Raw genomic sequence first — 16,244 nt, 5'->3', positions numbered from 1 at the left:
TCTATTCCCTTTGCCTTGATTCTCTTCATGATGCCCTGTATTGCACTCGCCCTAAAGTTATCCGACCCACTCTTCATTGTCAGTCTATAGATTCCTACTACCTTAGGCCCTCTATCAATGATTTCCTGTGCTATGTGATCTTTTCTTGTTCTGTTGCTTTCCACTATTGCACTGATGAGGTTCTCTGGTACATCCTGATAGTTTGCCTTTAATTGCTTTGTATCCTTTGGCAGACAGTATCCTCCATATCCAAATGATGGATTGTTGTAATGACTTCCTATTCTTGGATCAAGACATACTCCTTCTATGATATCCTTTGTATTCAGTCCCTTCATCTCTGCATAGGTATCAAGCTCATTGAAGTATGAGACTCTTAATGCCAGATATGTATTGGCAAACAGCTTGATTGCTTCTGCTTCTGTACTGTCTGTAAACAGTACTGGTATATCCTTCTTGATGGCTCCTTCAGCTAATAGATTGGCAAACTCTCTTGCACGTTCTGACTTCTCTCCTACAACAATTCTTGAAGGATAGAGATTATCATATAATGCCTTTCCTTCTCTTAGGAATTCAGGAGAGAAGATCAGATTCTCTATTCCATACTTTTCTTTCATCTGCTTCGTAAATCCAACAGGTATAGTTGACTTGATAATCATAATAGCCTCTGGATTAATCTCTAATACAGATTCAATGGTTTCCTCTACACTCGAAGTATCAAAGTAGTTCTTTGACTCATCATAGTTAGTAGGAGTACTGATGACGATAAACTTTGCATTTTTAAAAGCAACATCTTTATCAAGAGTTGCTTTTAGTGTTAAATCCTTATTTTTTAAATAATCTTCAATTTCCTTATCCTGAATAGGTGAGATATGATTATTGATCATATTCACCTTTTCCCTGATAATATCTAAAGCAACAACATCATGATGCTGTGCTAATAATGTAGCGATGCTTAATCCTACATATCCTGTTCCTGCAACTGCGATTTTCATATGTTTTTTTATTCTCCTATATCTAATAATAAATATGACTAGCTATTATCTTTCTCATGATTTTAAAATATACTTAAATATACTAATAAAAATTATAAATAATTTAGCTTATCATCTTACTAATAGATTATTTATTAAATTTTCTTTTTTTATTTCTAAAGATATACAAAATATATACCAATTCTTTTAAACGAATCTTCATTAGTATAATAATAACTTTTCTCAACCCATTAAATTCATTTAAATTTATGTTTTGCATACTTTCTTTGACATATATATTATAAATCAATGTGGCTCTTTTAAATTTTTCTTTATAAGACATTTTGTTATCACAATGAAATATTTCTAAATCTAAAGACTCAAGATAAAATGAAATCAAACTAATAGATAAAATTGGACTATCATTTTTTAAAATATTATAAATTTTGCACTTATGAACAAACTCTTTTTGTACTCTATACAGTTTATCCCATAAGTTAACATTATAATTTTGACACACCGACTCATAATTGTAATTATAATTATATCCACTATAATTATAATTATATATACATTTTGCAAAGTATACACAATCTAACATAAATACTCTATCTTGTGTTCTAGGCAAGTTTTCTTTAAAAGAAATATTGTTAGTTTTAATTAAATTATTCGAAATAATTTTTCCCCAAGGCGTTCCATAATTTATCTTATTCCAATTGTTTGGATTTAAAATTTCATAATAAATCATTTCTTTTTCATAAATTTTTTTTAATTCCAAATCATCATCGATTTTATCAACATTCCCATTCATCGAAAAATAAGTAATAAACTTGAAAAATAAAATATCTATATTTTTATTTACTGTAATTAGAAAAAGTTTTTCTAACATACCTTCCTCTAAAAAATCATCTCCATCTAAAAAAAGCAAATACTTTCCACTAGCTTTTTTTATACCAAAATTTCTTGCAGAAGATACTCCTCCATTTTCTTTTGAAAAAAGTAATAAATGATTATCACTATTTTTGATCTTATTTAAATATGAAATTGTTGATTCTCGAGATGATCCATCATCTATTATAATTAATTCAAAATCATTAAAATTCTGATTCAAGACACTATCAATACATTTTTTTAAATATGACTCATTAATATTATATACAGGACAAATTATAGAAAAATACAATTTCAGCACCTCCTTTCTATTAATAATAACTTCCTAAAAGATAGATTTCTCTTAAAAGCATAATAAATATAACGCCATATGAACCCAAATAAATAATTCTATTATATTTGTTTTTCATTTTAATAAATAAATATGCCGAAACTATCATCATTCCCAATAAAAAATATATAGCTAACCTATATATCCAATAACCATAAATCGTTAAAATATAAAAATATCCAATCATGAAAGATTGAATTCCATTAGAAAATAAGCCAATTTCATAATCACTTTTATAATTAAGAAATATAAAAAATATGATAAAGTATGGCAATCCTTTTATAGTTGTAATACTAAGAGTTGAACTAGAAATTACCCATTTATTATTACCAATCACTTCTAAAAAAGAACTCATAATATAAGACATAAAAGGTATTAATGTAACTAGTAAAACGGATAAAGTAAACACTCTTTTTTTTGTAAGAATTTTTTTGCTATCCAATAACCAAAGTATAACCAAAATCAGAATTCCTACAATTGCAGTTTTATGTATTAAAGTAGCACATATCATAAATAATAAGGAAAGTACATTTTTTTTCTTTTGAAGAAAATATAGTCCAAGAACCACAAAAAAATATGCATTCATCTGTCGACATAAATATGTAGAGTACAAACAAATAGGAGAAATCGCAAAAAATAGATGCAAAATTTTAAATGGATAATCTTGTTTATATAAATAGACTATAGAAATGAATACTGGTGGAAGCATATAAATATAAAATAACAAATTAATATTGGATATGATATTCGTTAAAATAACGTTATAAAAAAACCACCCAATTTCATTGTTTTGCTGAAATATTAGAGATAGGTTATTAGAATATAATGGATATACATTCTTAAACCATGTCACATAATTAAATCTATCATTTAATATCTCATCATGAGGCCATACCACCCCGTATGTAGACCATAATAAAACTATCGAAATTATAATAAATATATCACAATATTTATTGTATTTTTTTACAAATAAAGAAAGAAAACATGTAATTGCCATTAATAATAAATAAATTAAAACATATTTCAATTCATATCATCCTCCTGACTTAATAAACTATAAAGTTTTTTTATTTCATTTGAATTCCCTTTGCAATACCTTTTTTGATTTGATTTAATCTTCTCTATTTCATTATGAGAAGAAAATAATAAATTAATTTTATTGCATATCATATCTTTATCAAAAGGTACAATGAACCCTGTAATATTATTTTCAATTTGATCATTTGCTGACGAATAATCAGTGACTATTATTGGTAAATTCATCACTAATGACTCTTCTACCGCTACTGCTTTTCCTTCAAATCGTGCAGGATGAACAACTATATCTGCGACTTGCATATATGCATAAGGATTAATTTGACCACCAGTAAATATAAATTCTTGTTCCAAATTATATTCAATAACTCTATCATGATATTTTTGAATTTCCCCCGGCCCTACCCAAATCCAAATAAAATTCAAACTTTCTTTTTTTAAATTTTTTGCACATTCAATTGCTAAATCTATACCTTTATCCAGGCATACACGCCCAACTGTTACAATTACTTTCTTATTCTGTATTTTATTTAACATTTTCGAATCTAAAACTTTTTTATTAAACAAATCTATTGTTTTTTTTGTGATTATATTTTCAATACATAAAATCTTATTTTTATATTGAGGGAAATAACATTTTAATGCATCGACACAATTTTGCGATACAGTAATTATGTAATTATCTTTGTCATAATAAATTTTATCTGCCGAATAATAATAATCCCATTTAGAATAATCATTATGAAAATATGTTATTTTCTTTTTAGCATCTACTTTATCTATCATATAATAATTCAAATATTGTCCACAATAATCAATAGATACATCATATTTTTTATTTATAATGGGAATTTGTCTGCTCATATAAATAGCCCCATACCCCTTATTAATAATAGAAAGTATTAAATTTACCGTCCTTTTTAATGCCAAAATATATTTTCTTTCATGGATAAGTTGTTTAAAAGACTCTTTATATGAAAGAAAATAACTACTTACATCTTTAAAATTCAATATATTAACATTCTTATTAATAAATTTCATATATATTCCTGTTGTATCTACCAATAACAGATCCACATCAAATTTATCATAATCAATATATTCAAGTAAATTAATAAGACTTTTTTGAAAACCTCCAATTTGCATATTAGAACACAAAAAAAGAATCTTGTTTTTTTTCATATTTTCCTCATTTCACGCTCTCAGATTTCGTTGAGCATTTATTTATATTAGTACTTAATATCAATTATTAATGCAAAACAATCAATAATCTATCTTTTCATTATGTTATTTTTTAAAACTAAGATACATTTGTACACATATCCAGGTATTATTAATAATAGAGTAAGTATTTTTCTGTTTGTCTTTTTTAGAATATCACTCACTGAATCATTTGATAAGTACGAATAACTAATAAACCCTAATGTATGTTTTAGAATATTAATTTTATTATATTTTTCATGAATAATGCAGTCATAATAGTGATCTCTAATTCCCTTCGGTGAAGAAATATGATGCTTTAATAAATTATTGGTTATACTATCTTTTTGATATTCACGATGACAAAAGCATTTTCTGATTATATACATGGGAAACAAGTCATTAATTTTGTTAAATAAAATTGCATCTCCTCCAAAACGTTCACCCAGATATATTTTGTATGATAACTGTTTTATTATATCTATGCGAAAAATCATAAATTTATCGCCTTTTAATTTATATTTATCATATAAAACATAAGATCTTTCATATGTTATATTTTTAGGAAATTCATTTCCAATTATGTTAAAATTTTCATCTTCAAAATATGAAATTATTCCACTTAAATTTTTTTTATTTGGAATGTTATTCCAAATCAGATATATTTCATCTAAAGCATTATCTAATAAGTAATCATCAGAATCTAATGTGATTTCTAGCTCACCTTCAAAATAAGGAATAGCCGTATTGAATGCTTTAAATCTCCCTTGATTTTTTTGATAAATATACTGAATTCGAATTTTATTCTCTAATATCCATGATTCAACTGTTTCTTTAGTTCCATCAGTAGAACCATCATCAACTATAACCCATTTAAATTGCTTAAAATTCTGTTTAATTAAACTCTCATATGCATTTTTTAAAATATAAGCTCTATTATATGTTGGTGTAAAAATTGTCATTATGCATTCGCTATTCATTTAATTACTCTCCTTTATAAATATTGAATATTGTATTCTCATAATTTTCAAACTCATCGTTTAACATTTAAGTATCTACTCGCTCGCTTCATAGTTTTCATTACTTGCAAATCCAATATATCCATTTTTCTATTACCTTGTATTAGCTGATACAATTGATAGGCACAACCGTATTTCTCCTAATACATACATAGGTGATCCTCCATTAAAAGAATTCATTATTATTTTTGAATGTCTAAGATACTTATATGGATTATTAATATTTCCATAAAGAGTAAAATTATTTTTCAACTTTTCCTTATCAATTAACATTCTTATTTCATTAAATAGTATTCTTACGCCTAAAATAGAGATAGTTATATTTTGTTTTGGATTTTAAAATTTTATTATATTAATTAATCTAATCAGACATTTTTATTCCTCATATATTTGTCTCATACACTCCTTATATTTTTCCAAATCATTTAAATCATTAAATCGTTTTCTAGTGTTTTCTGATAACTCTAAGTAATAATTTCGATCTTTTTTGAGCATTTTCATAAATCTACTCATTTCTATATCATCATTTGAATAAAATCCCGTCTCATTCAACTTTATTAAATCAGTTAATCCATCAGTTGGGGTACTAATAATAGGTTTACCTAAACTCATAGCTTCTAAAGCGCTCATAGGCGTTCCTTCATATATAGACGACATGAGTAATACATCACTCTGATATAAATATGGATATGGATTATTTTGATAACCCACAAATGTAATATTATTTTCTAATCGTAAACTTTCAGCATACTTTTTACACTCATTAAAAAGAACACCATCACCAACAAAGATCATTCGATAATCTGGAATTTCTTTTACTACATCTTTTATGATTCTTATTGCACGTATTGGATTCTTTTCCTCAGAAAGTCTTCCTAAATAAATGCAATCAAATCTCTCTGTTTGGTATAATTTTGATTTATAATATATTTCTTCCGGAGATATAATATTCATTAAAATAATGCTTTTATTTTTTATGAGTTTATAAAAAAAATAATCTTTTAGGCTACTTTCAGACACCCAAATGATTTTATCAAATTTCATAGATGATATTAAAAACAGCACTGACTTCAAAGTCAGTGATTTCATGTTTGTATGATTTCCATGTACATGTGCGATAATTTTTTTCTTATTAAATGTAAGGCTTGCTAGAACACAAGCACCCGGATCATGTGCATGTATTATATCTATTGAATTATGAGATACTATTTTTCTTAAATTAAGAGGATTAAATTTAATTAACTTTATATAATTAATATTCTTCTCTTTTAACGTATCTTCAATTTTTCCAACTGGTGAGCAGTAAAACATTTGATAATCTTGTTTGAATATATTTATTAACTGACAAACAACATTTTCTGCACCACTATACACATTACTTCTTAAAACATGAAGAACTCTTTTTTTATTCATTATATTATTTTCTCCCCCCCTAGCCTTTATTTTTCACTTTATAAATTATTTTCAATTGTTTTTAATCTCTATTAACAACTAACTTTTCATATATTTTAGATAATTGATGATTTATAGCTTTATTAGAAAATTTTTTAAGTTCACTGTTATTAGATATTCTTTCTCTTCCCTGATAGACGCTATTGATTTTTGACACTAAGTTCTCTTCGTCCTTCACTTTAAACAAATCCACATCTTTTAAATCAACATTTCCTCTTATCTTACTCCCAATGCAAGGTAACCCAGAAGCCATTGCTTCCAATAATGACACATTTAATCCCTCTCTTAATGATGGTAATATATACAAATCGCTGCTGTTTAAAAGTTCTGGTATATCTTTTCGAAAACCTAATAGATTTACTTTATCTCCTATACCCAAATGATTTGCCAATTCTATCAGATATCGATCTAAATCTCCTTGTCCTGCTATCAAATATTTAATATTTGAATATCCTAGTTTTGCTATTGCTTTAATAACTATTTCATGATTTTTATTTTTATTAAGTTCTCCTACAGATAATATTACAAAATCATCAGATTTTAGCCCCAGTCTACTTCTATATTCATCTCTATTGAAATTTTTTATTTGAAACTTTGATAGATCTATTCCCACTCCTGGTACATATTCTAATTGTTTCATCTTAAACTTTTCTTTTGCGCGATTATAGTCTTCCATATTGATGGTTATTAAAACATCAGTATATCTTGACAACCATTTTTCTATTGGATAAAAGATTATCCAATTCTTTATTGGTGCCCCTTTGTAAAAATGAAAGCCATGCGCTGTATATATGCATTTTGTATTTGTCTTTTTACATGCCAGTCTTGTTACTGCACTTGCTATGGGTGTATGGCAATGAACAAATTCATAGTTGTTTTCTCTCAGCAGTTTCAATGTTTGTCTATAGGATTTTATATGACAGCCTATATTGAATGGTGACCTTGAATAATCTATCTGATGACATATTACATTTAAAGAGCTTAGTTTTTCTTTTAAATCATTTACCTTTTCATCTGTCCATACACTTCTGTCGCTCCAGTCACATGCTACCTCTACTTCAAATCCTAAATTTATCAATATCTGAATGTTATTCATGTTGAATTGTCCAATCATGGATGGAACAGATGCTATCATTAACATTTTCTTCATCTTATGACCTTCCTTGCTGGTGAACCTACATACGTTCCACATTCTGCTATATCCTTTATGACTACACTGCCTGCTCCCAATATAATATTCTCTCCTATATGCTTGCCCTGAATGATTTTGGTTCCTGTCCCTATCTCACAGCTGTTTCCGATAGTTACATTTCCAGATACATTCACAGATGGATAGACAGTAATATAATTTTTGAGTTCTGCATCATGCCCAACTGTACATGACAAATTTATATGATTAAAATTTCCTATTTTAATATTTGTTGTCAGAACTGCTCCTGTACAGATTATATTTCCATGTCCCAGCTGTATATATTTAGAGATTCTGACTCCCTTTGCTATAATGTTGGGGAATATGATATTCGGATTGCTTTCCAGTATGCTAACAATTTTTTCCCTGATGACTGGATTTCCTATTGCAATGACGACATTTATTTCCTTATCTACACCACTTAAAAATGATATTCCACCTGCAACTGGAATATCATTGATAAGCGTATTCTGAATTTCTTCATTATCATCTATAAATCCTGCTATATTCCACTCATTGAGTTCCTCAATCAGCCATGCAACTTCTCTTCCAAATCCAGATGCCCCTATAATATAGATATCCTTCATCCTTCATCTCTCCCAACTATGTAGACATAATTTGTTGTTGCTGATCCGCCTATATTCAGCATCATTGCATTCTTGGCATTGGCAATCTGATAATCTCCAGCCTGCTGAGCAACCTGCTTATATATATCCAGAAGCATCCTTACTCCGGATGCACCTACCGGATGTCCGCAGCCTATGAGTCCGCCGCTTGGATTGATTGGCTTGTCTCCACTGAAGGCTATTCTTCCTGTCTCAACTGCTTCGTATTCCCTGCCTGGTTCTGTTATTCCAAAGCATGAGATAGCAGCATACTCGCTTGATGTAAAGCAGTCATGCGTCTCAAACACATCAATATCCTCAACCGTCAATCCTGCTCTTTTATAGGCTTCCTCAGCTGCCATTCTTGTCCATGGCAGAATATATCTGCTGTTGATGGCTTCCTTCATTTTCTTCTCAAAGACCATTGGTGCAACACGATGCCCAAATCCCTTAATGACAGGTTTTTCTGCCTGTTTATATCGTTCCTTCTTAAACTGCTCTGAGCATAGGATAACTGTTGCTGCACCATCGGTCACCTGTGAACAGTCAGTCAGTGCCAGCTTTCCGCCAATCAACGGATTGGTTTGTGTATCTCTTAGACAGACCTGCCTCTCATCAATATACCAGTGTCTTGTCTGAGCCAGCGGATTTCTCTTGGCATTGGAATAATTAATATATGATATTGCTGACAGTGCATTCATATACCTTTCTTCATCCAGCTGATATTTTTTTACAGTCTCATCTGCCAGTTTTGCAAACAGCTTTGGAAACGGAAAGTCAATATTCCTTGCTTCCCTTTCATAATAGGCAGCCTTCCCTAGAAAGCTTCCTCCCGTTCTTGAATCAACAGTCTTCATAAGCTCAAATCCTACAACAATTGCTACATCATATGTCCTGTCTCTGATCTTGCTGCTGGCTGCATCTATTGCAACTGAACCTGAGGCACACGCTGCCTCGTATCTTGCTGATGGAACCCCATAGAAGCATTCGTCTACTTCTGTAATGAGTGCACCCAGATGTCCCTGATCTATATAATTCTCAGCAATAAAGTTACCTACAAATAGGGCTACTCTGTTTTCCCTGTTCAGCTGAACGATATCCTCTCTGGTAAGTCCTACCTCATCCATTGCATCAAAGATGTTTTCTCTCAGCAGCGCAATGACATTCTTGCACTCCTTGCTCCAGTTTCTCTGAAAGTCTGTCTGTGCTCCTCCCAGTATATATACTTTTTCCATAAGCGCCTCCTAATATTTAGCCTTCAGAAAGGGTCTGTAATCATATTTTGAATGCGATGGCACGCCTTCCAGGAAATGCTCATCACTCACCAGATTCACAAATCTGTCATCAAGATATCTTTCTGCAAGTTTCTTTATCCTGCCCATGCCTCCCAGCACTTCAATCAGGGCAATTGGCGGAATCCATGAAAAGCCAGTCGCCATGGCATCATCACACGTTGAAATATCCGTTGATACCTCCTGTGATATCTTAAGAGAATACAGAATATACTGAAGCAGCATCTTCTTGCATATAACCGCCTCATGGCTTTCATCCTCAATCAGCAGTAAAAAGGCCTTATCATAATCTCCTGTTCTTATATACTCAATCATCTCATTGGCAAAATAAAAACGATACTCATTCTTTAGCCTGTAGCACTTCTGTCTGATATCATAGACATAAAAATTTCCAGTATCCCTGTCCTTATGATATAATCCATAATTTGTCTTTCTTCCCAGCTTATTATCATTAATCAAGTCCATAAGATAATCCTGCGATATAAATGAACTATTAAATTCATCAGATGTCTCATCCTGAATATAGTCAAGAATAGACTGAGTGACATCCAGTCCCACAAAATCGGCAGTTGCCAGTGGTGACATATTTCTTCCTGTAAAGCATCCCAGAATGGAATCTATATAGTCAATGCCACCCTGATCCATATTCTCATTGGCAAGACGCATGGCCTCGCCAATAAAGTAAAATCCTATCCTGTTGCCCAGAAATGATGGTGAATCCCTAACCTCAACAACAGTTCTTCCTAGCACATTGCTTAGATATTCCCTTAATTCCCTTGCCAGTTCTTTCTGCTGGTCACTGTGGACAACAAGCTCACATAATGAGAGATTATAGGGCGGATTAAACATATGTATTCCAAAAAAGCGATGTGCATTATTACCAAAGATTTCTGATAGCTTTTGAATACTTAAGCCTGATGTTCCAGTCGCGACAATAGCATTCGTTTTTAGATATTTCTTTATTTTCTCATATACTGACATCTTGATATCAAAATCCTCGCTGACAGATTCAAAAACCAGATCAGATTCACTGATGCACTTTTCAAGTTCATTATAGGTTGCTGGAATCAGACGATTCTGAATGGATTCTGCCTTTACTGACTGATAGCTCTGAACAGCTGCCTTTTTAGCTTTTTCCTCTGTTCTGCATACCATGTATACCTTTGCCTCACCAAATGATGCAAAGATAGCAGAAACATTTCTTCCCATTGTTCCATTTGCTCCTACTACGGTTACTGTTTGTATGTTCATTCAATGTTCTCCCTTCCTCTGAATTCTTCCATGGTTGATGATGTCTCACTGGAAATTCCTTCTCTCAATAGAACGACCTTTATCGTTCTCAGGATGATTCCCATATCCATCAGCAGTGATACTCTTTGTGTATACTCTACATCCAGATCAAACTTATCCTCCCATGTAATGCTGTTTCTGCCATTGACCTGTGCATACCCTGTAAAGCCTGGTCTCACATCATGACGATGTTTCTGATGTTCATTGTATAAGGGTAGATATATAACCAGTAAAGGTCTTGGTCCTACTATTGCCATATTGCCTTTAAGTATATTAAAAAGTTCAGGCAGCTCATCCAGACTTGTTGATCTTAGCAGCTTCCCAAACTTTGTTAAACGTATTTCATCTGGCAATAGATTTCCTTCCCCATCTCTTTCATCTGTCATTGTCCTGAACTTATATAATGTAAATATCCTTTCATTCAGCCCTGGTCTTTGTTGTTTAAAGATAACAGGTGTCCCTAGCTTTGTTCTGACCAGAATGGCAACTATCAGTAGTACTGGACTTAATATAATGATTGCCACTAATGATAATATGAAATCAAGGATTCTCTTTATATACTTTCTATATATCATTGAAAACACTCCCTAATGATTTCAATGATGATATCCTGTTCTTCAGCAGTCATCTTGTTGTCGGAAGGCAGACATAACCCTCTTTCAAAGATATCCTCATCTACTATGACTGTTTCATTTCCATGAATATAGGCATTTGACAATCCTCTTCCATTTCCATCTTTTGTAATGAAAGGGTTCATTCTAAATATTGGCTGCATATGCATTGGTTTCCATATTGGTCTGCCTTCAGCATTATACTTTACTAGTGCCTCCAGAATCTCTGTTGGGCATGACTTTCCTGCCTCTGATACATATAGAACATCATCTTCTCCTCTGACCTGTCTGCACATTGCTTCCTTATCAATAATCAGACATGAAAGCCAGAAGTTAGGCTCCATTTCTTCCTCAATAAAAGGATTCATAGAAACTGGTAAGTCCTTGAATCCTTCCTTATATCTATAATAGATGGCTTTCTTCTGAGCGATATGCTCATCCAGATAGCCATACTGTCCTCTGACAACTCCTGCAATCACATTGGACATGCGATAGTTGTATCCGATCTCTTCATGCTGATACCATGGTGCATTCTCTCTTGACTGTGTTGACCACTTTCTTGCCTTGTTGGCTGCTTCTAAACTGTCAGTAAGTAACATTCCTCCAGCTGAACCAGTAATAATCTTATTCCCATTAAAGCTGATGACATTATAATCACCAAATGTTCCAGTCTGTCTTCCTTTATAGACTGCTCCTAATGATTCTGCTGCATCCTCAATCAGTACTGCATTATGCTTATCACAGATAGCTCTGATTTCATCTAACTTAGATGGTGTCCCATATAGATTGGCTACTACTACCACTTTAACATCAGGATATAATTCAAAAGCCTTTTCCAGTGTCTTAGGATCCATATTCCAAGTTTCATATTCAGAATCAATGAATATGGGAACGCCCCCTTCATATGTGACAGGATTGACAGTTGCACTAAAGGTCATATCACTGCAAAAAACATAGTCACCTGATTTGATACCAGCCAGCTTCATTGCCAGATGCAGGGCAGCAGTTCCAGCAGACAGAGCTACTGAATATTTACATCCAATGTATTCACATGTCTTTCTTTCAACTTCATTAATATTCTGACCAACAGTAGACATCCAGTTGGTCTCATAGGCTTCATGAATATAACGAATTTCATCTCCATGCATAGTAGGAGATGATAGCCATATCTTTTTTTCAAATGGTTTAAACTCCATGATTCCCCTCCTTTTCATCATTTCATTTTTAAACACAAAAAAACAGGTTTTCACCTGTCCAAATATGATTTTTATAGGTAAGAAGATACAATTTCCCCTACCCCATAGAAACTCATATTTTATATTCCGAATACAATTGAAGGTGGGTGCCGAACGCTTCAATCATTTCTTGCATGTTATGACTATTCCTAACTTAATCTTTCTATCAAAGAAAGTCAAATCAAGATAAGCAGTATAATTATGTGTATTGACTCTTATAATATGATCTTGATAATGAATTAATGGTCCATCTGTTACAACTGTTCTTCCATTGACTTTATAGCCATAAGATATTTTCGCAACATAGTTTTGATCTAATATATTATTAAAGAATTTTATTTCATCATCTGACAAAGCAGATGTATCTATATTCTTTAATTGTTTAATTAATCCATCATTTTCATCTTTCATACTCAGTAATAAATCATTGAAATCTCCCTGATTTAAAGTTGTCTTTACAAAGATATAATTATCAAACATATTCTTTGTATTCACTTCTAATGTATCTCTATTACATATTTCTTCATAAACAGGAATAAAAGCTTCGACTTCTTTATTCCGATTGAGATTATAAACTATTCTCTTTGTCTTTTGACTGAGTGTAAATAAGACATACCAGTTCATGAAGGAGAAAGCTCCTCTATAGGTAATTTCATCTTATTATTAAGAATATTCATATCAAGGATTGCATAGCGATCATGACGATTCACCTTTATAATTCTATCTTCTAATCCTTTCAATGGACCAGAAGTAGGAATAAAGCGTGAATTTATCTTAAGACCTTTTGTCCTTTTAATAACATTTCCCTTATCTAAAAGATGTTCAAATAATAATTGCTCATCCATTGATAATGGATAAACACTATCATAATCCAATAGTTCAACCAATCCACTAATCGTCTTAAAGAACTCTTTAAAAGCTTTATGAAAATCATCTCTATTCAATTGACTTCTTATAAACACATAATCTGGATATAATTCCACAGTCCGATATTTCTTACCATTCACACCACGAAACCACATCTCTTTTTTAGGAATAAAAGCATCAATGTTATCTTGTTTATTCAAAACAGATACTATTTTAGTAGCAAAACCATTTTTAACATGTGCTACATACCAAAACATATGATACCTCCCATTCCTATTTTTCGCAGAACTCAATATTCTGCGAAAAAATAGATAATGAATACTGATATTATTTTATTATCTCTAATGTTTCTCTTAATAATTGTGATCTTTTTATGATAAATGAGTCTGAATGAAAGCGAAATTTGTTAAATTCGGTTGAAAATTCATTGAACTATGTTATAATCTGTTTCGTAGAATATTGAGTTCTATGAAACACAATAAATATTGAATAATAATGAAAAGAGGTTTTTCTATCTATTGAATATAATAGATAGAGAAATCTCTTATTTTTATTATTATGTCATAACTTCATTCTTTTCCATGATTATTATTAATCATATTTCCATTCTTGAATTTCTTTTTTTGATTGTTTTAAATTCATTATGTTATTTTTATTATATGGTTCAAAAAGTAGATTTTTTGTTTATCTAGATAAATATTAATTTATGTTATTGTTTTCTAGATGTTATCCATATATCAAATAATCTAAATAACATAAGAGTACTTTCCAAGAATCTAATCATATAATAATAAGATTTACTTCTATTAGTTTTATAAATATATCACTTTTGGTGATATAAAACTCTTTCCGTATAATCTTTATTTTTAATTTGTTCATAAACATATTGAAGATATTCTAGTTCATTGTATTTAGAACTAAAAATAGACATTGATTTTATTTTATTTTTGCTCTAATACAATTGCAAGTCCACTATATGCATAACCATTTGCAACATTATCTTGAATTACAAATTCTTTACGTTCTCCAACATTGGAATCATAGACAACACATTGTCCATCCATTTTTTCAATCATCATATAATGTAATGCTGCCGCATTTTCTGCAAATTGTTTTACAAAAGGTACTTTGACATCATCTTCATTATATCTTCCACTTACAAATATACCTATACAGATTTGTCCTTCTTTAAGATTTTTATAATTATAATCTTCATTGATGTAAAGATTATCGAGTTGTACTCTCGCATAACCTTGTAATGTTTTTAGCAATTGTTGAATTTCTGCTGAAGCATTTGCACACAAACCATCAACATTAGCATATAAAGTTGCTGTGAGTCCATCTAAAAAACTAGTTTGTGAATTAATAAAGTGTGTTAACGCAACAGGATTACATCCCTTATTTATCTCATTATCAAAAGCCACACATTGAGCCCAACCTTGAAGTTCTGAATCATCTGGTATGACTTTAATATCTAATTTATGTAAAGCATAAGCCAAACTATAAACCCCACAAGTTGGTCCTTGTTGTATATGTAATTGAGTATCCATAATTAATTCTCCTCCTTTGAAACAATCATTGCTATTCCACTATATAAATAATGCTCATCTAATAAAATTTGATTATTTATTACTTGATAAGATTTATGTGCATCATAGGCATATACACCATCTTTTGTTTTTTTAATCATCATATAATAAAGATTTTGCCCAGATGTTTTTTGATTCCAACAATTCAAAATACTTTCCACTGGGGTTTGAGCTTTAATCACAGATTCTCTTACAAAAAGGCCGATTCCTATATTTCCTTCTTTTAATTCATCTAATGAACACTCACAATTTTCAACTTTTACTTGATTGAATTGAACTAATTTTTTTCTTTTTTCCTTTCTTCTATATTTTCTAAAGCTATTTTAATCATTTGATCATATATATCTTGTGGCACGTATTTTGCTAAATGTCTATAAAATATGACATTATATTGATTAGGAAAATTCTTATTTATTTTATGTGTTAATTGACTCGCTAATAATGTAATATTACATCCAGACTCAATATTTTTATCAAAGCTCATCTTTCCAGCCCATTTTTCTATTTTACTTTCTGTTTCAATTTTCACACCGAGTTCAGTTAATACATCATATAAACTCCTTGCCCCACTCATTACTTGATTTCTTAATTGAATTTCATTGTTATCCATTTTTCATTCCTCCTGATATTAGAAATCGATTTCTAATATCATTATAATCAATTC

Annotated in this window: 17 protein-coding genes; all 17 read right to left on the bottom strand. The window is 30.7% G+C overall.

Annotated elements, in window-relative coordinates; all coding sequences use genetic code 11:
• Positions 1–992, bottom strand: a 992-nt coding sequence (locus tag BN1865_RS04530) for a nucleotide sugar dehydrogenase (RefSeq protein WP_050636076.1), incomplete at its 3' end; no start/stop codon positions are given.
• A gap of 127 nt (positions 993–1,119) precedes the next feature.
• Positions 1,120–2,163, bottom strand: a complete 1,044-nt coding sequence (locus tag BN1865_RS04525) for a glycosyltransferase family A protein (RefSeq protein ID WP_232780326.1) — start codon at positions 2,161–2,163, stop codon at positions 1,120–1,122.
• A gap of 10 nt (positions 2,164–2,173) precedes the next feature.
• Positions 2,174–3,223, bottom strand: coding sequence for an EpsG family protein (locus BN1865_RS04520; RefSeq protein ID WP_050636074.1), 1,050 nt, complete (start codon positions 3,221–3,223; stop codon positions 2,174–2,176).
• The gene (locus tag BN1865_RS04515; protein WP_050636073.1) at positions 3,220–4,413 is read right to left on the bottom strand and encodes a glycosyltransferase; all 1,194 of its coding nucleotides are present in this window, start codon (positions 4,411–4,413) and stop codon (positions 3,220–3,222) included. Before BN1865_RS04515 ends, BN1865_RS04520 begins: the two co-directional genes overlap by 4 nt.
• Before the next feature lie 89 nt (positions 4,414–4,502).
• On the bottom strand, positions 4,503–5,411 hold the full coding sequence (locus tag BN1865_RS04510) for a glycosyltransferase family A protein (RefSeq protein ID WP_050636072.1): 909 nt from the start codon (positions 5,409–5,411) through the stop codon (positions 4,503–4,505).
• A gap of 414 nt (positions 5,412–5,825) precedes the next feature.
• Positions 5,826–6,863, bottom strand: a complete 1,038-nt coding sequence (locus BN1865_RS04505) for a glycosyltransferase (protein ID WP_050636071.1) — start codon at positions 6,861–6,863, stop codon at positions 5,826–5,828.
• Between the two features lie 61 nt (positions 6,864–6,924).
• On the bottom strand, positions 6,925–8,052 hold the full coding sequence (locus BN1865_RS04500) for a glycosyltransferase family 4 protein (protein WP_050636070.1): 1,128 nt from the start codon (positions 8,050–8,052) through the stop codon (positions 6,925–6,927).
• Positions 8,049–8,678 (bottom strand): acetyltransferase, encoded by a 630-nt coding sequence (locus BN1865_RS04495; RefSeq protein ID WP_050636069.1) that lies wholly within the window; start codon positions 8,676–8,678, stop codon positions 8,049–8,051. Before BN1865_RS04495 ends, BN1865_RS04500 begins: the two co-directional genes overlap by 4 nt.
• Positions 8,675–9,931, bottom strand: a complete 1,257-nt coding sequence (locus BN1865_RS04490; RefSeq protein WP_050636068.1) for an acetyl-CoA acetyltransferase — start codon at positions 9,929–9,931, stop codon at positions 8,675–8,677. The genes BN1865_RS04495 and BN1865_RS04490 overlap by 4 nt, the downstream gene beginning before the upstream one ends.
• 9 nt (positions 9,932–9,940) lie before the next feature.
• Positions 9,941–11,239, bottom strand: coding sequence for a 3-hydroxyacyl-CoA dehydrogenase family protein (locus BN1865_RS04485; RefSeq protein WP_050636067.1), 1,299 nt, complete (start codon positions 11,237–11,239; stop codon positions 9,941–9,943).
• Positions 11,236–11,853: a sugar transferase gene (locus tag BN1865_RS04480; RefSeq protein ID WP_445082203.1), complete on the bottom strand. Its 618-nt coding sequence runs from the start codon at positions 11,851–11,853 to the stop codon at positions 11,236–11,238. The genes BN1865_RS04485 and BN1865_RS04480 overlap by 4 nt, the downstream gene beginning before the upstream one ends.
• The gene (locus BN1865_RS04475) at positions 11,850–13,085 is read right to left on the bottom strand and encodes a DegT/DnrJ/EryC1/StrS family aminotransferase (RefSeq protein ID WP_050636066.1); all 1,236 of its coding nucleotides are present in this window, start codon (positions 13,083–13,085) and stop codon (positions 11,850–11,852) included. Before BN1865_RS04475 ends, BN1865_RS04480 begins: the two co-directional genes overlap by 4 nt.
• A gap of 162 nt (positions 13,086–13,247) precedes the next feature.
• Positions 13,248–13,748, bottom strand: coding sequence for a transcription termination/antitermination NusG family protein (locus BN1865_RS04470; RefSeq protein ID WP_050636065.1), 501 nt, complete (start codon positions 13,746–13,748; stop codon positions 13,248–13,250).
• Positions 13,745–14,248 carry a transcription termination/antitermination NusG family protein gene (locus tag BN1865_RS04465; protein ID WP_050636064.1) on the bottom strand — a complete coding sequence of 168 codons (504 nt, stop codon included), beginning with the start codon at positions 14,246–14,248 and terminating at the stop codon, positions 13,745–13,747. Before BN1865_RS04465 ends, BN1865_RS04470 begins: the two co-directional genes overlap by 4 nt.
• A 684-nt stretch (positions 14,249–14,932) precedes the next feature.
• Entirely contained in the window at positions 14,933–15,541 is a 609-nt protein-coding gene (locus BN1865_RS04460) for a hypothetical protein (protein WP_050636063.1), read from the bottom strand.
• 2 nt (positions 15,542–15,543) lie between these two features.
• Positions 15,544–15,762: a hypothetical protein gene (locus tag BN1865_RS04455; protein WP_050636062.1), complete on the bottom strand. Its 219-nt coding sequence runs from the start codon at positions 15,760–15,762 to the stop codon at positions 15,544–15,546.
• Positions 15,763–15,857: 95 nt separating this feature from the next.
• Positions 15,858–16,190 carry a hypothetical protein gene (locus BN1865_RS04450; protein WP_050636061.1) on the bottom strand — a complete coding sequence of 111 codons (333 nt, stop codon included), beginning with the start codon at positions 16,188–16,190 and terminating at the stop codon, positions 15,858–15,860.
• Positions 16,191–16,244: the final 54 nt, after the last annotated feature.

It is taken from the genome of Candidatus Stoquefichus sp. SB1 (assembly GCF_001244545.1).
In the GTDB taxonomy this organism is placed as follows: Bacteria; Bacillota_I; Bacilli_A; order Erysipelotrichales; family Coprobacillaceae; genus Stoquefichus.
This window is presented reverse-complemented; position numbering and strand designations above follow the sequence as displayed.